Origin of the sequence: Treponema phagedenis, assembly GCF_008153345.1 — a bacterium.
GTDB classification, from domain to species: domain Bacteria; phylum Spirochaetota; class Spirochaetia; order Treponematales; family Treponemataceae; genus Treponema; species Treponema phagedenis.
This window is the reverse complement of sequence record NZ_CP042818.1, coordinates 1943724-1966882: the sequence shown is the minus strand read 5'-3', so window position 1 is coordinate 1966882 and position 23159 is coordinate 1943724. Positions and strand designations below refer to the sequence as shown.

The window sequence follows — 23159 nt, the reverse complement described above, 5'->3', positions numbered from 1 at the left end:
AGAACGGGCACGGACGCCCGTGGTTCCAAGCAGATGGTTTGGTTTTGGCACGGACGGCAAAACTCAGAACCGCCATGGACGGCGGTGGTTCCAAACAGAACTGAGTTTGAAAACTACCACAGCGTACTCGGAGTTTTCAAACCCGTTGTGTCGAACTCTTTTTTATACAATTTTTTACGTTTTGGGTAAGATGTATTAAATAACGAATCGACTTATTAAAAAAACGTTATACTAGTCGTGGCCTTATCCGAGTTTGTTTTAAAAGAGAAAAAGTAAAACGACGCTGCAAAAACTGTTTATCGTGCTGTTGTTCCTTTAAACTGAGCTTTTTTAAAACTCTTATCACCAAGTTTATACGATATAAAAAATACAACCGCACTTACAAGGTAAACTATTGCTGTAAACACTAATAGATGTGTTTTATATTTTTCGGACTCATATAAATACTGTGCTACAGAGCTTACTAACTTTTGAGAATATCCGGGCAGCGATGCAATTATTGCTCCCGTAATAAAAAGACCCGTTAAAATAATACCGGTAAAAACTATAGTCTTTGTTTTCATCGATAAGCAAAGGCTTATAAAAAAAAGTTTTAGTGCAAGTAGAATAGGTATCAAAAAGGAATAAAGTATTAATAAAAAGAAAAGATTTTGTATCGGAAAATAAAGATTGGCAAGATACATACACACAGGCGGTATAATAAAAATCGGCAAAAAAACAAATGAGCGTATAATTTCGGCTTTCATTATATCTTTACCGGAAACAGGCATTATTAAATATCCGTTATTTCTAAAAACAGCGGTATAGTCATGACTGAGCAGTAAGCCGTTAATAAGAAAAAGAATTCCAAGAGATATAAATACAGGTCTAATATGCTGAATAAAAATTGCTATAATTAAAAATAAAAAACCTAATAAAACAAAGATCAATTTACCAATAATATTCTGATTGTAAAATGAGTGTAAAAAAATTCCCTTCCATGTTTCTTTCATTTTAATGTTCTCCTTTGCCGGCATAAAAATACATAATGTCTTCAAGTCGCGCATTTTCGCACGTCATTCCACTAAATTGCGGTTCGTGTTTTTTATTGACTAAAACTTCGTAAGCATATTTTGTTTTAATATATGACAAATAGCTTGTACGATTTAAGTTTTTAAAAGAAGCTTCATCAATTTTTAAAACACCCCAATTGTCTGCTATATTATCCATTGATTCGGAAAATAAAACCTGTCCTTCATGAATAAAAGTAACGGCATCGCATAATTTTTCCAAATCATTTGTTAAATGACTTGAAATTAAAATAGCATGCTCCTCAGTTTGCATAAAGTCTAAAAAAACATCTATGAGATACCGCCTTGCTACCGGATCCAAATTATTCATAGGCTCATCTAAAATTAAAAGCCTGGCCTTGTGGCTTAAAGCCATCGCAAGTTGGAGTTTTACAAGTGTTCCCGCAGAAAGAGCGGTAATCCGTTTTTTTTCCGGTATTTTAAACAGAGCCAAATACTTTTGGTAAGTTTCATCATCCCATTCGGAATAAATTTTAGAAAGTATTTTCCCCGCGCTTTTTGCAGTATGCAAAAAATAAAACGGTGTCCAGCCTAAAACCACTCCGATTTTATCCCGATGTCTTATGTTTTCGCGGGACGCTTCTTCTTCAAAAAGCTTAATGCTTCCCGATTCTTTAAAGTACATGCTTAAAAGCAAATGGATTAGGGTAGTCTTTCCCGCACCGTTTTCCCCTATAAGCCCCATCACCGTTCCTTGCGGAACCGAAAAAGATACGTCTTTAATCGAAAAAGTTTTATCATTCTTTCCGATTGTAAAATTTACATCTTCCAATTCAATAGCTGTATTCATTGTAAACCTCCGCTATTTTGTTTTATTAAAAACTTCTTTTAAAAGTTTTGAAATTTCAGAAAAACTTAAATCAATTTTTTTAGCTTCAATACAAGCTTCAGCTAAGTTTTTTTCTACCATTCCGACTATCTCTTTTCTAACTTTGCCTTTATCCAGCTTTGCGACGCATACACCCCTTGTGCTAAGTGAATATAAAAAACCTTCACGGATTAAATCTTCGTATGCACGCTTTGTTGTAATAAGACTGACACGCAAATCGGCAGCTAATGCCCTCATCGACGGCAGCATTTCATCTTGCTTTAAAGAGCCTTCAATAATTTGAGTTTTAATTTGCTCTTTTAGCTGCTCGTAAAGAGGAACCCCGGATGTATTATTTAAAAATATATTCACTTACTATACCCTTTGTTTATATTGTATATATAGATTATATACAAACGCTGTTTTTTGTCAAGAAATTATTTTAAAAATTTGAGCGTAAAAATTAGCATGACAAGACGGGCACATAAGCTGCGGCAATTTTTTTAAGTTTTGAGCGTGTGTAACGTTCTGTAATTAAATTGCTGTTAGCAATCGGAGCATTAGCAAGCGGCTTGGGGTTTTCAGCATTAGTATGGTAAATTGCTCACCCTTGTCAAATTCCAAACGATGTTTAAAAGCATCAATAGTAAATTATAAAATTGAAGCTTTAAAACTCGTAGGTTTCATTTTGCCACGGACGGCAAAACTCAGAACGGGCACGGACGCCCGTGGTTCCAAACAGAAACGACGTTTTAAAGCAAGGCTATTTACAAAGCTTTAAAACTCGCAGGTTTAGTTTTTGACAAGGACGTCAAAAACTAAACCGTATGTATTCTTCAAACAACGCGTAAATTTTATATTATTCCTATAAAATTCAGTAAGAATACCGTTGCGAATATTGTAATACATGATACGACAGTCGAAAACGCTACTACTTGAGCTGCAAGTTCGTAATCGCAGTCAAATTGGTGCGCCATCATTACCGAGATAACTGCTGTCGGTGAACTGTATAGCGCGATTAATGCGGCAATTTTATTTGCTCCAAATCCCAGTATGATTGCAATAGTTAGAAAAACCAGCGGCATACCGATAAGTTTTCCCATTATGGTTATGATAAGATTTTTGCGATTCGCTGATATTTTTGAAAAATCAAGCATTGACCCGAGTATAATAATCGGCAGGGTGCTTCCTATTTTGCCGATGTCAAGGAAAGGCTTATCAATAAAAGCGGGAAGCTGCAATTGTATGACCGAAGCGGCTATCCCGATGAGAGATGCTGCTACCATATGATTTTTAAGTATACCGATAATCAAATTTTTTTTGCTTACTATCTTTCCTCCGTAGTATGACAAAAGGACAACCGCAGAGCCGTTAAAAATCGGTATAATTACCATGATGAGCATTGACGCAATCGCTGTGCTTGCTTCACCTGCAATATACGTTGAAAGAGGAATTCCAAGCATAATAAAATTACTTCTGAAAGAGCCTTGAACAATCACTCCCTGTTTTTTTCTATCTTTTTCAATAAAAGGGACAAGTACCATCAAAAGAAATATCGCCGCAAAGATACTTCCTGCGGCATATAAAATAAAATGCAAATCAAAAATATCACTCAAGCGTGTTTTTCGGATATTGTTAAAGGTAAGAATTGGCAATAATAAATCAACGCAAAGCTTATTTAATTTTAAGATTGTGGTTTGGTCAAGATAGTGAAACTCTTTTAAAAAATATCCAAAACCCACAAGAATAACCATCGGCATCACCGCATTAAAGGCAAGAAAAAAACTCCCCATCACACTACCTGTAAAAATAAAAATAAAGAGCGATTCATGTCTCTCGTTAAACCGCTAAAAAGAGTATATCATAGTTTTTTGTTTTTTGTCTATTTTCAGCATTTTTCGATTTGAACCCGCAAGCCCTTCAATGCAAGAAGTGTCAGCCTTACATCCCGCTTCGGAGTACTGATTTCGAACGATGTTTTAAAGCAAGGTAAATAGCAAAACTGCGCCCGTGCCGTATTTTTTTATAAAAAAAGAGTCAGACACAGCGGTTTCATTTTGACGTCCGTGGCAAAATTATGCCTTGCGAGTTTTAAAGCTTTGTAAACTATTTTGCTTTAAAACATCGCTGCTGCTTGGAACCACGGGCGTCCCGTGCCCGTTCTGATTTTGACGTCCGTGGCAAAAACTAAACCGTCTGCTTGGAACCATCGCCACGCACTGATTTTTAGAATTCTTGATTAAATCAGTGCTGCGAGTTTAAAAACTCCTATTTATGTCGGTGTAGTAATTTTTAAACATCGTTTTATATTGATGCTTTAAAACATCGTTTGGAATTTGGCAACGGTGGACAATTTACCATAGTAATGCTGAAATCCGCACGGCACTTGCTAATCCTGCGATTACTAACAGCGATTTAATTACAGAACGTTATATTAAGTTGTATGGTTCCACGCAGATAGGCATAATTTTACCAAGGATGACAAAATTATGCCGAGGTTTCATTCAGGAATGAGTTTTGGCTAAAATAACATTATTCCGCCGAAACTGTTAGCTTATTTCTTTTTGCTAAAAGAGGCATAATCGCACCGAGCCCTACTAGCGCAATCGGTGTTATAATGTTCATTGTAATCTCAAACGGAGAGCCTTTAAACATGCCTAAAGTGCATGAAAAAGCGGTTACGAAAAAACACCAGACGCCGAAGAATTTTGCAATAGCCTGATTTTTTACAAACTTATACTCAGACTGAAATTTATCCATACTCTTTCTTAATGCAATATATGCGGCAAATACCCAAAGATATCGAAGCGGCATGCAAACCGAATTTAATTGAGTTAAAAATCGCAAGAAAGCGGTTACGGATTTTATGCCTAACATCGGAATAATAATAAGCGGTGTTACAATTGCAACAACAAGCCAAATTCCGTTAATATACGCACCCTTCTTGTTCTTTTTAAGAAGCGCATGCGGAATATAATCCTTTGCGGTATCGGAATCCAAAAGCATTCTCAGCGGCGCATCAATAGAAACAACAAGCGTTGAAAGCTGACCTACCATATTGCAAAGCGCATAGATTATCATAAACGTATTTCCGATTCCGTAATAGTTACCCAATTTTTGGAATGACCAATACGCACCGTTTGAAACATAGGAGTCAAAGTTTGCGTTGATTTCATTAACATCAAACATGCGTCCCAAAGATATTGAGCCTAAAATTGCACAGACAATTACCATAATTGCCAAAAAAATCATACCTTTCGGAAAACCCTTTGCGGGGTCTTTTACTTTATTGACATACGGCGAGATTTTTTCGCAGCCGCCGACCGCAAACACCAATATTGAAAGAGAGGTGAAATATTCAAATCTGAAATTCGGAATAAAATTTCCGATACTCCAATCAATCTGCTGATAGCCGCCATTCGGATTTATCACGGGAGCTGCCATCATAAGCAGGATAAATAATATACTCATCACAAACATGGATGTTCCCGCAACTGTTGCAAGAATCTTCAGCGGATTTAGCCCGCGCGATGCAACATACGAGAAAAATAAAAACACCGCAAGCGTGATACACTGCACCAACCGTATATCAAGCCCGTCATAAAGCGATGAGTTCTGAAAGACAACCCAGCTTAAAGCTTTTAACCCGCCGGACGCTTTTGCCGCTATATACGGCATATGCACCACCCAATAGGTCCAGCCTGCATAGTACGCAAGCTTATTCGTCGTTGTATTTTGAATCCAAGAGCTTACACCGCCGCCTTCGGTTTTAAACGTAGAACCGAGCTCGCCGACCATCAGCGCATAAGGCACAAAGTACAAACCAAACATAAGCAGCCAACTGAAAATCGCCTGCACTCCGTTAAAATAGACAAAACCGTTTACAACATTCCCAAACCCCCACACGGTGGAGAACGCCATAAAAGCCAAGTTATACCAAAGAATCTGTTTGTTGTTTTTTTCCATAAAATGATTTCCTAAAAATTGAATTTATCACGGCAGCACTATCGCTTAAAATTTATTCTTTGTCAATTGCATGCCAATATGGTATTCTGCAATTATTTATGATATCAAAATTAAAGATACTTATTATATTCGGTTTCGGTTTTATCTATACGATTTATATTTTGACTACTATTCAAGCTTCAGAAAATATTTTATGGGTCGAGACGTGTAAAAAGCGGTTTTCTGCTTGACATTTTACGTTTTTTTTGACATGATGTTCTCATCCTTTTGGTGGGTGTAGTTCAGGGGTAGAGCGCCAGATTGTGGATCTGGTTGTCGTGGGTTCAAATCCCATCACCCACCCTGATAAGCTGGAAAGTGTTATGCTTTACCGGCTGTCTTGTTTAGCGCCTGTAGCTCAGTTGGATAGAGCAACAGACTTCGAATCTGTAGGTCGCACGTTCGAGCCGTGTCGGGCGCAAAATTCTAATAAAGTATTAAGATAATTTCTTAATATATATAATGAACGGCTTTATAACATCACGTTTTCCTTCGGCATTACTTTAAAATGTCAAGCAGCGGAACAAATCCTCTTTTAGTTTAGTATTCTTTAAAAACCAAACAGAAGTCCGGCGGTTATCGCTCCTGATTACATTTCTAGTATAACGTTTTTTTGATAACTCGATTATTTTTCTCAATGCATTTTATACAAATCGTAAAAAATTTTATAAAAAAGAGCCCGACACGGCGCAACGGCGAGCAATTTACCATAGGAATGCTTAAATCCGCAGTCCTTTATTATTGATACTCTGATTTTTATAACAGGAACTTAATTACAAAACGTTATACTAGCAGAGAGCAGTATCCCAAATTATGAATGGACAGGTATTTACATAGCCTCTGGTGAGTTAAAGGTTATCTTGGGGGCTTCTTTAAATACAGTGCGTATGCATAAAGAATAAAAAACATACATTGATTGGCGTTGCGCTTTGAAGTTGTTCTCTTATCCGACTTTTTTACTTGTCGGAGTTGAATACTTGCAACTGTGGCGGACATAGACTTAGTTTTATCACAAATAGAAAAACTAAGTCATGGATTCCGCTGTCGTTTCGGCTCTTTTTGCACTCTTTTAGGTGCACAAAAAGGATCCGGCTTTGCCTTTTTGAAAAAATGCCTTAGTCTTCTTTCATCCGCCGGTCAAGATATTTTTACTTAGAAAATGTTGTAAAAATATCTTGACCTCAAGTTTTGCATGGGTTACAGATGGATTATCAGGCAAAACATTGTTGGGAATTGGATTTTGCCTTCCATGGCAAAAACTAATCCATGAGGTTGAAAACTTGTCTGTTACAAAGACAAGGTAGTTATTAAACTCATTTCTGCGTGAAATCACGGGCGTCCGTGCCCGTGCTGATTATTGTTTTTTGTTTGAAAAGCTTTCTTGCAGTTGACACTCGAGTTTAAAAGTTTTGTTCTATATGAGGTATCGTTGAATTTTATCGTCTCTTATCGATACAGAGTATGTGGGTAATCACTAAGCCTTGTATGCACAGTCTAAACGGTAAAGTTGTGTATACTATGGTAAATTACTCACCGTTGCGTCGTGTCGACTTCTTTTTTATGAATCTCAATTAAAAATCTTCTTAATAATTTCAGAGTTGGATAGTTTTTTCAGGGCAGAGAAGGCGGGGGCTTTTCAAAGTATAACTCGCTGATTTTAGACTTGATAAAATTGTCACGATTTAGTATAGTATAGCAACGATAATATATCAATTTTAATTTAATTCTGCGGAATTTTTTATTGGAGCACTAATGATTTATAACGAAAAAGAAGAACAGGATAACGGAATTGGCAGTAATGTGTTAATCGGAAAGTTTCTTGAAACAAGACAGATTCTCTTGTCCGGCGAGGTAAATAAAGAACTTGCGGAAAAGGTAATCAGGCAGCTTTTAATTTTAGAAGCGGAATCCGCAACAAAGCCGATTTATGTATATATCGATTCTCCCGGAGGAGATGTCGATGCGGGGTATGCAATTTTTGATATGATTCGCTTTGTAAAGCCTCCTGTGTATATGATCGGTATGGGGCTTGTCGCCAGCGCGGGAGCGCTTATTTTGCTTGCCGGAGCAAAGGATTATCGACTCGGTTTGCCGAATAGTCATTATCTTATTCATCAACCGCTTTCAGGAATGAAGGGGGTTGCAACCGATATTGAAATACATGCAAAAGAGCTTGAAAAAACACGGCAAAAGATTAATGAGCTGATTGCAGCGCAAACGGGAACAGAAATAAAAAAAGTGGAAAAAGATACCGATAGAGATTATTGGCTTGATGCTCCTGATGCGCTTTCATATGGGCTTATTTCAAAAATTATTGCATCAAGAAACGAGTTGCCAAAAAAATAGTTTTATTAATAAAGATAAAGACTATGTAAAGAGTAGCATAAATTCTATTTTTATTTTGATTGTTAGTTATTTGAAATTATACCATTTAATACTTTTTATGGGAGATGAAGTATGCACACTATTTTAGAAAAAAAACAAATGTCGTCGGCAGTGTTTTACTTACGGGTAACTGCCCCGGGTATAGCAAAAAATAGACATCCGGGACAGTTTGTCCTTGTTCAACTTGATACTGAATACGGAGAACGTATTCCGCTCACCATTGCGGATGCAAATGCGGAAGATGGCTGGATTGCTCTTGTGGTGCAAGCCGTCGGAGCTTCAACAATAAAGCTGACTCAAAAAGAGGTAGGGGATACTATTGCGGTAATCTTGGGGCCGCTTGGTAATCCGACTCATGTTTCAAAAGTCGGGACAGTTGTCTGCGTTGGCGGCGGTATCGGAGCGGCTCCGCTGCATCCGATTGCGCAAGCGTATAAAAAGATGGGCAATAAGGTTATTGTCATTTTAGGAGCTCGCAGTAAGGAACTGGTTGTCTTTGAAGATGAGATGAGAAAATTTGCCGATGAAGTAATTATCGTAACTGATGACGGCTCTTACGGAAGAAAGGGGTTGGTTACGGAACCTTTAAAGGAATACTGTGAGCAAAATCCTCCTCCTAATGAAGTGGTCGCAATCGGACCGCCTATTATGATGAAATTTTGTGCGGAAACAACAAGGCCTTTTGGTATTCATACGATTGTTTCTTTAAATACTATCATGATTGATGGTACCGGAATGTGCGGCGGCTGTAGAGTTACTGTTGACGGCAAGACAAAATTTGTTTGTGTTGACGGGCCTGAATTTGACGCACATAAAGTTGATTTTGACGGTATGATGCGTAGAATGAAAGCTTTTAAGGCACAGGAAGAACGAGATGCACATGAGTGCAGAATTGGTATTTATTAATAAACTCATTCGGATTTAAGCCGGAGAATAAAGGAATAATTACTTATGGAACAAAAATATACAGAACATGTTTCTGCCGAAATACTTGCCTCTGAGGCAAAAAAGTACTGGCAGGAACTCAAAGATAAAGAATTAAAAATGAAGGACCGTGCACAAATTCCTGTACAGGAAATGCCTACCCTTGATCCCAAAGAACGCGCCACTTTAATGGACGAAGTTGCAATGGGGTATACGGTTGAACAAGCTCAAATTGAAGCAAACCGTTGTTTGAATTGTAAAAATGAGCCTTGTGTAAAAGGTTGCCCGGTAGGTGTGCGCATTCCTGAATTTATCATGGAGATCCAAAAAGGGAATTTCAAAGCATCAGTTGACATCATTAAAACAACCAATTTGCTTCCCGCTATTTGCGGGCGAGTTTGTCCGCAGGAAAAGCAATGTCAACTTGTTTGCACTGTGGGTAAAATGCTTAAATCGGTAGAAAAATCGGTTGCAATCGGAAGACTTGAACGGTTTGTTGCTGATTGGGAAAGAGAACAAAACCAGGTTACCATTCCCGAGTGTGCACCGCCAACAGGAAAAAAAGTTGCCGTTATCGGCTCCGGACCCGCCGGACTAACCGTTGCGGCGGACACTGCGCGTGCGGGACATGAGGTTACTGTTTTTGAAGCCTTTCATAAAACAGGCGGCGTTATGGTATACGGAATCCCTGAATTTAGATTGCCTAAAGAAATTGTTGCAAAAGAAACTGATAACCTAAAAAAAATGGGCGTTCAATTTAAGATGAATTTTTTAGTCGGACGAACCGCAACCATTGATCAGCTTTTTAATGATTATAAATTTGATGCGGTATTTATCGGCAGCGGTGCGGGGTTGCCGCGTTTCATGAATATTGAGGGCGAAGATCTTATCGGTGTTTTCAGTGCAAATGAATATCTTACACGTGCGAACCTTATGAAAGCCTATGAGCATACAAAGGCGGATACGCCTTTGTATCCGGCGGATACTATTGCTGTTATCGGCGGCGGAAACGTTGCGATGGATGCAGCGCGTATGGGGCTTAGATTGGGAGCAAAAAAAGTTTACTGCATTTACCGACGTACTCGGAATGAAATGCCCGCACGATTGGAAGAAATTGCCCATGCGGAAGAAGAAGGCGTTGAATTCAAGTTCTTGCAAAATCCTACCAGAATTATTGGTGATGAGGATGGAAGGGTTATTGCAGTAGAAGTACTTGACTATACGCTTGGTGAGCCCGACGAATCGGGACGGAGAAGTCCTGTTCCAATTGAAGGTACGGAGCATAAGATTCCGGTGGATGCCATTATCGTAGCGCTTGGAAACAGTTCAAATCCGCTAATGTCAAGAAGTACTAAGCAGCTTGAGGTTAATAAATACGGCAATATTGTGGTTGATGAAAATCAAAAAACAAGTCTCCCCGCCGTATGGGCAGGCGGCGATATAGTGCTCGGCGCATCTACTGTTATTCTTGCAATGGGTGAAGGAAGAAAAGCGGCTGCATCAATCAACGAGTATCTTACAAGCATCTAAACCGATGTAATCATCCTTAGGTTTTAACGTGCGGCATAATTATTCTAAAAAATAATTATGCCGCACGTGTTATTCCGTCCAAGTTCTATATATTTCGCAATAGTTTTTTGTGATGAAATATACATAAATAAAACAACATCCAACAACCTCCAAATACTAAAAATACGCTGTAACTCAAAGGTAAAATTCAATCTTTATCTTATACATATTACTTGTTGTGTAATATTCTAATTTGAGTCGGAACACCAAAATTATGATATATTTATACGTTTATGCAATAATGAGGTTGAAAACTACCGCGGCAAAAAAAGATCGGTTTTAAGCTCATAGGATGAGGTAGGTAAGATATCAACTAACCCTTATGCCGTGCTTGAAAAGCATTTAAAGGTCATGGTCAGTTCTGATGATTTTGAGATAAAATAGCACACCGGAAACTTAAAAGATTTCTGAGAAGGAGCTTGTAATGAAAACAAAAACTAGGTATCGACAAAAACGATTATTTTACCCTCTCATACGCCTTAATCTTGTATTAGCGATTATTTTGACTTTTTTGAGCTGTGCGACAAGCCCGCAAAAACGGGGTTTTATTATGGACAACTCTGGTATGGTGTTGTGTTACGCAGGACCGGAAATTACAACCTTGGTTATTCCGCCGCACGCAAAAGGGCGAGCAATTAGCGCAATTGGTGATAAGGCATTTTTTATGCGCACCGGTATCATAACACTTGATTTTTCCCACTGTAGAACGCTTACCTCCATCGGAGATGAAGCCTTTTTCGGCTGCGAAAGCATTAGCAATCTTGACTTTTCAAATTGTCCTGCCCTTGTTGTCATCGGTACGCAAGCTTTTGCAAATTGTTATGGAATTGCAAATCTCAAGCTTTCAGGTTGCAGGTCACTCGCCTCAATCAAAGAAAGTGCTTTCGTTGATTGTAAAAGCTTAGCCGTTATAGACTTTTCCGGCTGTACAGCGCTCACCGATATTAACGAATCCGCCTTTGCCGGCTGCGAAAACATTATACGGGTAAATTTCTCGGAGTGTACCGGACTTACCTCCATCGAAAAAGCGGCTTTTGCTAATTGCCTAAACCTTACGAATGCGGATCTTTCAGCTTGCACTATGCTCAACTCTATCGGCACATGGGCTTTTTCCGGCTGTCCGCGGACGGTTGTTACCTTGCCCGCAAGTATCAGCGAAATAGCGGAAGATGCCTTCGGAACTGTGGACTCTATCGCCGATTATCGGTGTAAAGAAGTGATCGTGCCGAATGAATCCGTAAAAAAGCTTGTAACGGATTCAGGATACACCGGAAAAATTACCGTGCAAAATCGGTAAATCAGCGGAACTTTTGGCAAGTTTTTTTTCTATAAAAAAGAGGCTTTTTGACGAAACCTGGTATAACGTTCTGTAATTAAATCGCTGTTAGTAATCGCAGCATTAGCAAGTGATTTGCGGATTTAAGCATTACTATGGTAAATTACCCACCGTTGCTCAATTCAAAACGATGTTTTAAAGCATCAACACTGTTTTGTAAAATTGAAGCTTTTAAACTCGCAGGTTCCATTTTGACACGGAAGTTAAAATGAAACCGTAGTGTCGGACTCTCTTTTTATAAAATTGTCTTGATTTGCATACAATCGCATTAAAAACGGATCGAGTTATTAAAAGAATGCTGCACTCGTTTATTCGGGGTATTTACAAAAAATTAACTCGCATTTTTGCAAATACCCGAGTGCGTGTTACAGCTGTTTTAATTCCACAGAAACAGAAAAGCCTTGTTTTTTATTTCCGTTAATTTCCGCCCGCGCATATCGTCCTTCAACCAAGGCGCCCGGATTTACCAACACCGAATTGCCTAAGGTGTCGGTTGCAAAAGATTCGTGAATATGCCCCGAAACAACCAAAAGCGGCTGATGTTTTTCGATAAAGGAGCGGATTAGCGGAGAGCCCACATGCACAAGGGGGGCAACCTTATCAAGTTTTGTTTTATGCGGAGGGTTATGCGCTACCACGATAAGATTGTTTATCGGCGCTTCGTCTTCGCTGAAGTTTTCTTCGACAAGGTGCAAGTCGGAAACAAGTTCTTCGTCCGTTCGTTCGTAGGGAGTAGTTCCCGTAAATTTACTGCCGCCGCCTGAGCCTGTTAACATCAGTCCCTCATACTGCGAAAGAGATTTTTCGATTGATATTCCCGCAGCATCAAGATGCTCAATAAAATCAGGCTCATCGCAATTTCCTAACACGGCAAAAACAGTATCATGCAATTTAACCAGCTCTTTTAAAAACGGCAACCCTGTTTCGGGTTTGTTAAAAGCAGCAAAGTCTCCGCCAAAAATAACAAAGTCGCATTGCTCCGCCTCCGATTTTAACAAGCGTAAATTATCAATCGCCCCGTGTCCGTCCGAAATAATCAATACTTTCATAAAAATCTCCTTCAAAATGCCTACTGTCTATTATACCTCTGCATATTTTTTTGGCAAGTCATTTACGATACCGTTTACCTTTATGATTTTTATGGATAGATCGTAAGAAGAATTTTAAACGATACCGTTTTTGAACGCAAATAATGCAAGCTGTGTTCTGTCGGCAACAAATGTTTTTGAAAAAATAACCGAAATATTGTTTTTAATTGTTCCCTCGGAGAGCTGTTGCTTATGTGCAATTTCTTTATTTGAAAAGCCCTCGGCAACAAGTTTAATTATTTCAATTTCTTTTTGCGTAAGTTCGTATTCATTTGCAAGCGTTGTAATTTCTTCTTCCGTTTTAGGTTCTCGCTTTTCTGCTTTTCCGAGCAAAATATTTTGAGCAATTTCCGGATTGATAACGACGTTACCGGACAGTGCAGCTTTAATACCGTCATAAATAACATCGGGTGCGCTGTCTTTTAAAAGATAGCCCGATGCTCCGTTTTTTAATGCTTGCTGAATATAGTCAATATCGGTGAATGTTGTCAGTATAAGAATTTTGATATTGGGATATTGCTCTTTAATTTTTTTAGTCGCATCAACGCCGTTATAATTCGGCATCCTAATATCCAAAAGAATTAAATCAGGAGCATGTGTTTTACAAATATCAAAAGCTTCATTTCCGTCCGAGCCGATACCGACAACCTCAATATCCGGATAAGCGGAAAAAATAATCTTAAGGCCTTCTCTGATTAAACGCTCATCATCTATAATTGCAATCTTCACAAAATAATTGTAGCATAGACAGTAACGGAAAACAAGGGAGGCATTCCTGCGCACATGAGGGATTGTATAGAGGTTTGAAAACTCCTAGCATAAAAAAGAGCTCGACACGGGGCAACGGCGAACCCTTGGAATTGCTGCCTTTGGTTCGCCTACGAGTTTTGCCTGTTTACAATAAAGCACAGGCAAAACATCGTTTGGAATTTTGCAACGGTGGGTAAACTTACCATAGGCAACGGCGAAGTTTTGAAAATTTACTGTAACTTCGCCTACGAGTTTTAAAGCTTCAATTTTACAATTTAGTGTTGATGCTTTAAAACATCGTTTCTGCGTGGAACCACAGCCGTCCGTGGCGGTTCTGAAATTTATATCAATCCGGAGCAGGGGAAAGTACATAGGGATTTGAAAAACAATAAATACACAACACCATATAAAAAAACAAATGTCTGATTTGCAGTAAAACCGCCTAAAACAAATGTCGGATTTGTAGTAAAATGCCATTGTAAATTTGTCTGATTTGTAGTAAAATCAGCTAAAACAAACGTCTGATTTGTAGTAAAACTGCATTAAAAACTTGTCGGATTTGTAAAATCCAATAAAAACAAGCAGAATTTAAAAACTCGGCACCTAAAAAAGGCAAATTTATGAAAAACAATGTGTTTAAGCGAAAAACATATCAACAATTGTTGGAATGGAAAAATAACTCAAAAGGAAAAACCGCACTTTTAATCGAAGGAGCGCGGAGAGTCGGAAAATCTACAGTAGTAACAGAGTTTGCAAAAAACGAATACGAAAGCTATTTGATAATAGACTTCGCTTTTGCCCCGAAAAATATTCACCTTTTATTCGAAGATGTTTCCGACCTCAACTATCTTTTTCTTCAATTACAATTGCAGTATGGCGTAAACTTACAAGAGCGAAAGTCTTTAATTGTCTTTGATGAGGTTCAATTTTGTCCAAAGGCGCGGCAGGCAATCAAACTGTTGGTTGCGGATCATCGCTATGACTATATCGAAACAGGCTCGCTTATTTCAATCAGAAAAAATGTTGAAAACATTCTCATCCCGAGTGAAGAACGGCATATCAATATGTATCCGATGGATTTTGAGGAATTCCTTTGGGCTACAGGCGACACTGTTACAACCGAACTACTGCATGGTATATTTAAAAAAAACACTTCGGTAGGCGATGCGCTCAATCGCGAACTCATGCGAAAATTCCGCTTGTACATGTTGGTAGGCGGAATGCCGCAGGCGGTGAACACTTATATTGAAGAAAATAACCTTGCCCGTGTCGATGAGATAAAAAGAGACATCATCCGATTATATTTTGATGATTTTTACAAAATAGACAGCACAGGAAAAATATCCGCTTTGTACAAGGCGATACCGGCGGAGCTCAGCAGAAAGGCAACTCGCTACCAAGTTGGAAGTGTGCTGCCGTACGAAAGAGCTTCTACCATATCGGAGGAGCTCGCGGAACTAATTGCTTCTAACACCGTCTTGCCGGCTTATCATGCCAATGACCCGGGAGCCGGCTTGGCTGCAAACATGGATACGCGAAAATTTAAATTGTATTTATCCGATACAGGGCTGATGGTTACTCTTATGTTTGAGGATAGGCCATTCACCGAAAACTCGATTTATAAAAAATTGCTCAGTGATAGATTGCCGGCAAATCTCGGCATCCTGTATGAAAACATTGCGGCGCAAACCCTGGCGGCTAAGGGCGAATCTCTTTATTACCATACTTTTCCAAACGAGAACTCAACAAAAAATTACGAAATAGATTTTGTTTTAGCACGGGGCAATAAAATTTGCCCAATAGAAGTAAAATCATCGGGGTACAAAGCGCATACTTCGCTGGATAAGTTTTCGGAAAAATACTCCGCACGAATCGGAAAAAAGTATTTGCTTTACACAAAAGATTTAGCTAAATCGCAAGACGTTTTGTATTTACCGTTTTATCTTGCACAATTTATATAGACTATTATAACGTTTTTTAATTCATCTGATACGATTATAAAAAAGAGCCCGACACGGCGCAACGGTTTGGTTTTGACGTCCTTGTCAAAACCAAACCTGCGAGTTTTAAAAGCACTTGGAAAAAGTTTGTGCTTTTAAAACATCGTTTCTGCGTGGAACCACCGCCGTCCGTGGCGGTTCTGAGTCCGACACGGCGCAACGGTGGGTAGTTTACCATAGGGCGAAGTTTTGAAAATTTACTGTAACTTCGCCAACGAGTTTTAAAGCTTCAATTTTATAATTTTGTGTTGATGCTTTAAAACATCGTTTGGAATTTATCATAGCAATGCTGAATCTGCAAGCTATTATTACCAACACTCCGATTACTAACAGCAACTTAAGCACAAAACGCTGTACTAGTATAGCGTTTTGTAATTAACTTCCTGTTATACAAATCGGAGTATCAACAATAAGAGGCTGCGGATTTAAGCATTACTATGGTAAATTGCTCACCGTTGCGCCGTGTGAGCTCTTTTTTATAAAACTTTTTACGTTTTTGATAAGATGTATTAAAAAAATTTAATCGACTTATTAAAAAAACGTTATACTAGTATAACGTTTTCCTGAAAAGTATATTGTATTTTTCTTTGGTTTGTGATACTATCTCAACAGATTTTTATCACTAAGGAGTATTGCATGCCAAAACCGCCGAGTAAACTTGAACTAAATCCTGAAGAGCTCACGTACCTTGAATCACTTGTTCGTTTACGAACAATCCAAGCACAAACGCTCACGCGTGCACGAATACTTTTGCTTAAAAGCAAGGGGCTGTCCATTAAGGAAACAGCCGACAAGGTAGGCTATACGTATAGAAGCGTTGCGCTCTGCCTTAAGAAATATAAGCAGGGCGGCGTAGAGCATGCTCTCACCGATGCACCCGGACGCGGAAACAATCCGGAAATTACCGATGAAGAGAAATCGTGGATTATAAATCTCGCTTGTCAAAAACCGACTACTTTTGGGTATGCTGCAGAAACATGGACTTACGCACTGTTAACAAAGCATATTAACACCACCGCTGAAAGTGCAGGATACCTACGGCTCGCTACTATCCATAAAACAACGGTATTTAAAATACTAACTGAAGCAGACATTAAACCTTACAAAATAGAATATTACTGTGAAAACAGAGACCCTGACTGTGATAGAAAAATGCACAATGTTTTACTCGTTTATAAGCAACTTGAACTTTATTTTGAGGAAAATAAGCCATTACAGACAGAAGAAGGGAAGAATATCCATGTTGTTTCGTATGATGAGAAGCCCGGCATACAAGCTATCGCGACGACAAGCGATGATTTACCTGCTGATGAAACCCATCAATGCATTCGCCGTGATTATGAATACAAACGGCTTGGCACGCTCTCACTTTTAGCAGGCATTGATTTACAGACGGGGGATGCCATTCCTCTTGTAAGCGACAGTCACACCAGTAAAGATTATGTGCAATTTCTTAAAATACTTGATGAACGATACCCGCAAGAAGATAAAATTAGAATCATTTTGGATAACTTAAAAGTACATACCTCCAAAGAAACCATTCGATATCTTTCAACGGTACCGGGTAGATTTGAGTTTGTGTTTACGCCAAAGCATGGTTCGTGGTTAAATATGATTGAAGGATTTTTCAGCAAACTAACAAGACAACTGTTGCGGGGCATGAGAGTAAAATCAAAAACAGAGTTAGTTAATCGACTGTATAAATACTTTGACGAGATTAATGAAGAGCCGGTCGTATTCCATTGGAAATACAATCTTGATGATCTCGATGTTTCTGAAGCAGTTATAACCGACGCTCTCAAATATGAACTTAATTACAAAACGCTGTACTAGCACTTACTGTTCTGTTGCGCTCTTCCCAAGGCGACGAAACACGGTTTGTATCGGAAACTACAAAAACAAACAGTTGCTTTGTTAAACCAGGCGGCATTGTCGTCGGATTTGCGTAAACGGAGGCGATCGTAGAAATTAGGTGTTTTTTCTTCATCGGAAACTTTCTCTTTTTGCGTTTCGGGGTTGTCCAATTACATAAGGCGAAAATCAAATTATGTCAGGCATAAATCTTTTTATCCCGGGCGTAATCGGAATCTTTAAAAGCTCCTGTTATGAGGTTCCGTATAATCGGAATTGCGCAGAGCGATGGTTAATAAGCCTAAGCGGATCATACTTCCGAATTGAGCATTATTGTTTTGCGGTATGCAAGGTTGCCCCCTGCCATTCATCGGGGAGGGAGTCGGCACAGTGCAAAAACAGTTCTGCAATGGCGGCGGTTAGGCCGAAGTTACCGTCGATTTGAAAGGGCGGGTGAGTGGCTAACAGATTATCGTAAATGCAGGTTTGAATCATTGTTTGTAAAATTGCGTATGCCCGTTTGCCTTCGCCCAAGCGCGCCCATGTGAGTATGCGCTGCGCCATTGCCCAACCGGTGCTTTTGTCGCCGCGGGCTTCAAGCGAACGCTTTGCGGCGGCAGCCAAGTCCGTATCTTCTTTTGTAATGAGCGTTCCGGGATACACGCCGAGTAAATGAGAAATATGCCGATGGTGCTTTTCCCCGATGGAGCCGAGCTCTTCTTCCGTGTACCATTCAAGGATTTGTCCGCTTTTTCCGATAACAATTGGTTTAAGATTCTCTTGCACTTTTTTCCACTGTGCAATAAGCGCCTTTTTTTCTCCGCAAAGCTTTGCAGCCTCAATGCCTTGCTTAAATAGCTCCCAAATAAGACTTTGCTCGTAGGTGTTTCCGTTTGTGCGCGGCCCGTGTTCGGGCGAATAGGTTGGCGATGAAACAAGTCTGTTTTGCTTTTTATCAAAAACTAAGACGGCAGTGTAAAATTGCATCTCTTTTTTAAAAAGCGGATAAATAATTTCTTTAAGCCGTGTGAAATCGCCGCTTGCGCAATAATACTGCCAGAGGTTTTGCAAAATCCACGGGAATGCCGCAGGCGACCAGCCCCAGTCAAATGACCAGCCCGGACAAGTCCAACCGAAGGGCGTGTTTTGCGTGTGAATCATCAAGCCGCCGTCAAGCCCCGTGTATGCTTTTGCGGTGCGCTCGGCGGGTTTTTCCAAGGCTGCCACATATTTGACAAGCGGAATGCAGCATTCGGGAAGTCCTGTAACGCAGGCAAGCCAATAATTCATTTGCAGATTGATATTTAAATGATAATCGGATGCCCACGGCGGTGAATTTGAGTTATTCCACATTCCCTGTAAATTGGCGGGCAGAATATTTTTTTCTCTGCTTGAGGAAAGCAGCAAATACCGCCCGTATTGGAAGAGCAGGTCTTCAAGCTTCCGAGAAAATTTTCCGTTTTTATATTCGCTGAGTAAAACATCGGTCGGCATATCGGGTTCGGAATCTTGCCCGATGTTCAAGCGGCAGCGGTCGAACAGCGGGCAATAATCTTTGATATGTTCGGCAAGCAAGGCATCAAAACTTTTATTGAGATTTGCTTCATCAATATGCGGCGGAAAACCCGTTCTGTATTTCGGATACGAGTCGGAATAATCGGTTGCGCTGCAAAGAAAAAATTCAAGAAATGAGGCTTGCGTAATCGATATACCCTTGTCTGAACAGGTGGTAATTCCGTCGGTGCGAATGCGGCAGCGTAATAAAAATTCCAAATCATTGTCTTCCACCTTCCCCGAAAGTGTAAAACCGTTTTGCGTATATGAAATGCTGCCGCCTTGGTCGGATTCAAAATGAACGGAGCAATGCAGCACCGGATTGCTTGCGGTAATTTTTCCCGCCAACACATTGGACGGATAGTTTGCAAAATACATTCGCCGGTATTCTGTGGTATTGTATTGATACCGCACTTCTACAAGTGCCTGATTAAGGTCAAGCTCCCGCCGATATGCTTTAATTTCCGCCGGAGGTTCAGAAAGGGCTGTATGCGCGGAATAATAAAAATCGATAAAGAACTTACCGAAGCTTTGATACGCACCGTATCCTTCGCTTGCCTTTTCCCCGACAAGTTTATCGCAGAGGGCGGCGGCTTCTGCATCTTTTCCTTCTGAAAACAATGTGCGGATTTTAGCAAAGTAATCCGCAGGAGTGTAGCCGTTTTCGTCAACGCCTGTTTTATTCCCGCCTGAATAATTCGGACGTTTTTTGCACGGGCCTCCTGTCCATAAGGTTTTTTCGTTAAGGTGCAGGTATTCCCGCCTTATTCCGCCGAAAATAGATGCGCCGATAAATCCATTCCCGATCGGCAGGCTTTTCTGTTCCCAGCCTTCTGCGGTTTGTTCCGCCGCTTTTGTATAGTATAGTTTCATATCCCGAATACCTAAACTCTGATTTTTCTCTTTTGCAAAAAGATGTGTTCTTGTCAAACAAAGCAGAAATAATACACGTATAATACACTTCGCTTTTTTAGTTTGCATCATGCACGCTCTTTTTATATCATTATAATATAAAACCCGCTTTTGCGATCCCTACTGCTTAATTTAAAAACAGAATTGCTAAAAGCGGGCTTTGCATTGGTTATAATTTTGAATTGTATAAATTCATCGCCTTTTCAATATCTCCCATACTGTTCAGTTTTTTCAGATAATTATCCCATTGAGAGAAGGGTTGGTCTCCTTTTATAAAAAGAGCTTTTTGTTCACGCGCAAAGGTGGAAACAGGTGTCATAATGGTTGCGTATTCTTCAAGCTCATCTTCGGAGAGTTTGATTTTTGGTACATTATCATTGGGAGAAGTGTTTTGAGGAGTTATGCGTGCGCTGCAAAAAGGAACCAGCTTTTCAAAAAAATATTCCCCTTTATAGTATAAAGGAATTTTCGGTTCCGCCGCAACGCGCCAAACCACCATGTCCTGCGGCTGAGGAAAAATACCCGAGCGGCAGGCACTGGATAAGGGCATTCCGTAAGAAATCATTTTTCGATTGGTCTCACTTGTATTTTCGCCTATTAAAATTTTCTCGCCGTTTTCCGCTACGGTAAATGTTGTACCTTCAATGCCCCAGTTTAAAAGTGAAATAATAGCATCATCATATTGAAAATCGATAAACTTTAAAATCTCATCAAGATTTTTAGCTTTTGAAGATACAACTATCGAATAACCGGCATCAAGGTTATAGTCGGAAGGGAATTCCCGCTCAAACTGCCAAGGATTATCCGGATACGCTTCCGAGCTTGGCAGGGGAATGGCAACCCATTCATCATCAGGGAATTCCGTTTTCCACCGTGCGGGATATCCTTCCCAGCAGGAAAGAATAATGCATGCAGTTCCCTTTGAAAGGGCGGCGCTGCCGTCCGAAGATTTTTGATTAAAATAATCGGGAGAGATCAGCCCTTCTTTGTATATTTTGTTCATGTATTGCAAGGCACGCTTATAATCATCGCTTACGGGGCCGTAGGCAAATTTCTTGCCGTCATAGAATCGGTCGCTTGCGGTATGGTATGCGTTAAAGACAGTGCTTTCGGGATTCTGCCACTCTTCATGTAAGATAATCGGATAACGGGAAACATTCAGTTCTTTGAGTTTTTTTGCACCTGCGTATACTTCATCAAGTGTTTCGGGAACCTTAATGTTATTATCTTTAAAAACCTTGGATTTTATCGCCATCACTGAATATGATTTTGAATGTACCGAAGACTTTGACACCAATGCCAAGTTAAAGGCTCCATACAACGCTCCATTCGGTGCGTATAAATATTTACTGTTGGGATCTTTTTCAAGCGCTGCTTTATAATGCGGCATCTTATCTAAATGCTTTGATAAATCCACATAGAGCCCTTGTTTTCCGTACTTGTCGACATCGGTTTTACTCATCGCAAAAATACTGAGTACGTCGGCAATGTCTCCTCCGGCATTCATAATTTTGAGTTTTTCACCGTAGTCGCCCATTGCGACAAACTCAAATTTAATGTCCAATTCTTTTCCCATTTTTTCGGACATAAGTTTGAGCCACTCATTTTGAATGAGCGTGCCGGTCGGTCTTTGTCCGAAGTCAACGGTTGTAACGGAAAAGCTGAGTTTGCCTGTGTCGGAATCCGTTTTTGCTTTTTCATCCGAGCAGCCGATAAGCAGTGCTGCTACTACCAATACCGATAAGAATTTCCATAGTTTCATAATAACCCTCCTTAAGGTTAAAATCAGTTTTACAGTTCTATTATCGTGTCCTGTAATTAACTTCCATACATGCAGCCGGAGCATCAACAGGCGGACTGCGGATTCAGCCTCCCTATGGTAAATTATCCACCGTTGCGCCGTGTCGAGCTCTTTTTTATAAAATTTTTTACAATTTAAGACGCATTAAATCTAAAGGTTTTTCACGGGTTGATTTTTCAATGGTGAAACCTTCCAAAACTTATCCTTTTATTCCTCCCAGTAAAACTCCTTTTGTAAAATGTTTTTGTAAAAACGGATATATGCACATAATCGGAAAAGAGATAACCACAATGGTTGCCATTTGAATGGTCAGCGGGTTAATGGCGTTTAATCTGAAAATCTCCATCATGCGCGCATCGTTCATATTAAGTGCGGTTGAATTAAAAAGTATTTTTCGCAAAATCATTTGTACCGGATATTTTTTTTCGTCGGTTAAATATATCAGGGCGGAAAACCAGTCATTCCATTTTCCGACCATTGTGAATAAACCGACTGTTGCAATAATCGCTTTTGACAAGGGGAGAATAATTTGAAACAAGATTCGCATTTCACCTGCTCCGTCTATTTTTGCCGATTCGCGCAGCTCGCTGTTAATGCCGAGAAAAAACGTTCTGAATAAAATAACATTATAGGTACTCACCGCAAAAGGAATAATCATCACTAATCGGTTGTTAATTAAATGAAGATGACGCATCAATAAGTAGGTGGGAATTGTTCCACCGCTAAAAAACATGGTGAAGGTTAGAAAAATGGTAAACCCGTTTTTAAAAGGAAGGGTTTTAATCGAAAGCGGATAAGCGGTCATTGCCGTCAGTAAAATAACCAGAACGGTATGCCCTGCGGTGTATATGATAGTGTTCAAATATGAGTGCATGATTAAATTATCGGAAAAAACAAATGCATAGGCTTTTAAATTAAAACCTTTGGGAAAAGAAACAAACCTCCGTGTAATACTGAATCCGCCGAGCTCAACGATACCGAGATTACGTGTATGATCGGTATAATCATTATCGCGGTCAAAATCAACATTAAAAGTATGTTTACGCTGTCAAAGACTAATTCTCCGATTGTAAGCCGTTGTTTTGTAAAATATTTTTTCATTGCCT

17 protein-coding genes and 2 tRNA genes are annotated in these 23159 nt (G+C 39.6%); 8 read left to right on the top strand and 11 right to left on the bottom strand.

The genetic code is table 11. The features are described from left to right. Nucleotides 1-296 precede the first annotated feature (296 nt). The 5 genes from FUT79_RS08655 to FUT79_RS08630 form a co-directional block, all read right to left on the bottom strand. Nucleotides 297-992, bottom strand: a complete 696-nt coding sequence (locus tag FUT79_RS08655) for a hypothetical protein (RefSeq protein WP_024751880.1) — start codon at nucleotides 990-992, stop codon at nucleotides 297-299. A gap of 1 nt (nucleotide 993) precedes the next feature. Then, nucleotides 994-1860: an ABC transporter ATP-binding protein gene (locus FUT79_RS08650; RefSeq protein WP_002699076.1), complete on the bottom strand. Its 867-nt coding sequence runs from the start codon at nucleotides 1858-1860 to the stop codon at nucleotides 994-996. A 12-nt stretch (nucleotides 1861-1872) separates the two neighbouring features. After that, complete coding sequence (locus tag FUT79_RS08645) at nucleotides 1873-2250, bottom strand: GntR family transcriptional regulator (RefSeq protein ID WP_002699078.1); 378 nt, start codon at nucleotides 2248-2250, stop codon at nucleotides 1873-1875. A 482-nt stretch (nucleotides 2251-2732) separates the two neighbouring features. Continuing rightward, nucleotides 2733-3671, bottom strand: a complete 939-nt coding sequence (locus FUT79_RS08635) for an AEC family transporter (protein ID WP_002699081.1) — start codon at nucleotides 3669-3671, stop codon at nucleotides 2733-2735. Between the two features lie 739 nt (nucleotides 3672-4410). Further along, nucleotides 4411-5844, bottom strand: a complete 1434-nt coding sequence (locus FUT79_RS08630) for an amino acid permease (protein ID WP_024752388.1) — start codon at nucleotides 5842-5844, stop codon at nucleotides 4411-4413. 270 nt (nucleotides 5845-6114) lie between these two features. Here FUT79_RS08630 and FUT79_RS08625 point away from each other — a divergent pair. The 6 genes from FUT79_RS08625 (at nucleotide 6115) to FUT79_RS08600 (ending at nucleotide 12058) form a co-directional block, all read left to right on the top strand. Continuing rightward, nucleotides 6115-6186, top strand: a tRNA-His gene (locus FUT79_RS08625). 44 nt (nucleotides 6187-6230) lie between these two features. Beyond that, nucleotides 6231-6304: transfer RNA gene (locus FUT79_RS08620), tRNA-Arg, on the top strand. A gap of 1331 nt (nucleotides 6305-7635) precedes the next feature. After that, nucleotides 7636-8229 carry an ATP-dependent Clp protease proteolytic subunit gene (locus FUT79_RS08615; protein WP_002699091.1) on the top strand — a complete coding sequence of 198 codons (594 nt, stop codon included), beginning with the start codon at nucleotides 7636-7638 and terminating at the stop codon, nucleotides 8227-8229. 111 nt (nucleotides 8230-8340) lie between these two features. Continuing rightward, nucleotides 8341-9174: a sulfide/dihydroorotate dehydrogenase-like FAD/NAD-binding protein gene (locus FUT79_RS08610; RefSeq protein ID WP_002699093.1), complete on the top strand. Its 834-nt coding sequence runs from the start codon at nucleotides 8341-8343 to the stop codon at nucleotides 9172-9174. A 45-nt stretch (nucleotides 9175-9219) separates the two neighbouring features. Beyond that, on the top strand, nucleotides 9220-10722 hold the full coding sequence (gene gltA, locus FUT79_RS08605; RefSeq protein ID WP_024752389.1) for an NADPH-dependent glutamate synthase: 1503 nt from the start codon (nucleotides 9220-9222) through the stop codon (nucleotides 10720-10722). A 463-nt stretch (nucleotides 10723-11185) separates the two neighbouring features. Then, nucleotides 11186-12058, top strand: coding sequence for a leucine-rich repeat domain-containing protein (locus FUT79_RS08600; RefSeq protein ID WP_148889524.1), 873 nt, complete (start codon nucleotides 11186-11188; stop codon nucleotides 12056-12058). A 404-nt stretch (nucleotides 12059-12462) separates the two neighbouring features. Here FUT79_RS08600 and FUT79_RS08595 read toward each other — a convergent pair whose 3' ends face one another. Together FUT79_RS08595 and FUT79_RS08590 are read right to left on the bottom strand one after the other, a co-directional pair. Beyond that, entirely contained in the window at nucleotides 12463-13146 is a 684-nt protein-coding gene (locus FUT79_RS08595; RefSeq protein WP_044634654.1) for a metallophosphoesterase, read from the bottom strand. A gap of 114 nt (nucleotides 13147-13260) precedes the next feature. Next, nucleotides 13261-13914: a response regulator transcription factor gene (locus FUT79_RS08590; protein ID WP_024752392.1), complete on the bottom strand. Its 654-nt coding sequence runs from the start codon at nucleotides 13912-13914 to the stop codon at nucleotides 13261-13263. A gap of 641 nt (nucleotides 13915-14555) precedes the next feature. On the opposite strand from FUT79_RS08590, the gene FUT79_RS08585 reads away from it, so the two are divergent. Continuing rightward, nucleotides 14556-15896 (top strand): ATP-binding protein, encoded by a 1341-nt coding sequence (locus FUT79_RS08585; protein ID WP_174897121.1) that lies wholly within the window; start codon nucleotides 14556-14558, stop codon nucleotides 15894-15896. A 675-nt stretch (nucleotides 15897-16571) separates the two neighbouring features. Continuing rightward, nucleotides 16572-17768, top strand: coding sequence for an IS630 family transposase (locus FUT79_RS08580; RefSeq protein ID WP_148889522.1), 1197 nt, complete (start codon nucleotides 16572-16574; stop codon nucleotides 17766-17768). A 348-nt stretch (nucleotides 17769-18116) separates the two neighbouring features. On the opposite strand, the gene FUT79_RS08575 is transcribed toward FUT79_RS08580, so the two are convergent. The 4 genes from FUT79_RS08575 to FUT79_RS15350 form a co-directional block, all read right to left on the bottom strand. After that, on the bottom strand, nucleotides 18117-20324 hold the full coding sequence (locus FUT79_RS08575; RefSeq protein ID WP_024752395.1) for a glycoside hydrolase family 95 protein: 2208 nt from the start codon (nucleotides 20322-20324) through the stop codon (nucleotides 18117-18119). Between the two features lie 97 nt (nucleotides 20325-20421). After that, nucleotides 20422-22014, bottom strand: a complete 1593-nt coding sequence (locus FUT79_RS08570; protein WP_024752396.1) for an extracellular solute-binding protein — start codon at nucleotides 22012-22014, stop codon at nucleotides 20422-20424. A gap of 238 nt (nucleotides 22015-22252) precedes the next feature. Continuing rightward, the gene (locus FUT79_RS08565) at nucleotides 22253-22915 is read right to left on the bottom strand and encodes a carbohydrate ABC transporter permease (protein WP_197071897.1); all 663 of its coding nucleotides are present in this window, start codon (nucleotides 22913-22915) and stop codon (nucleotides 22253-22255) included. A 47-nt stretch (nucleotides 22916-22962) separates the two neighbouring features. Further along, the gene (locus FUT79_RS15350) at nucleotides 22963-23154 is read right to left on the bottom strand and encodes a hypothetical protein (RefSeq protein WP_197071898.1); all 192 of its coding nucleotides are present in this window, start codon (nucleotides 23152-23154) and stop codon (nucleotides 22963-22965) included. Nucleotides 23155-23159 lie beyond the last annotated feature (5 nt).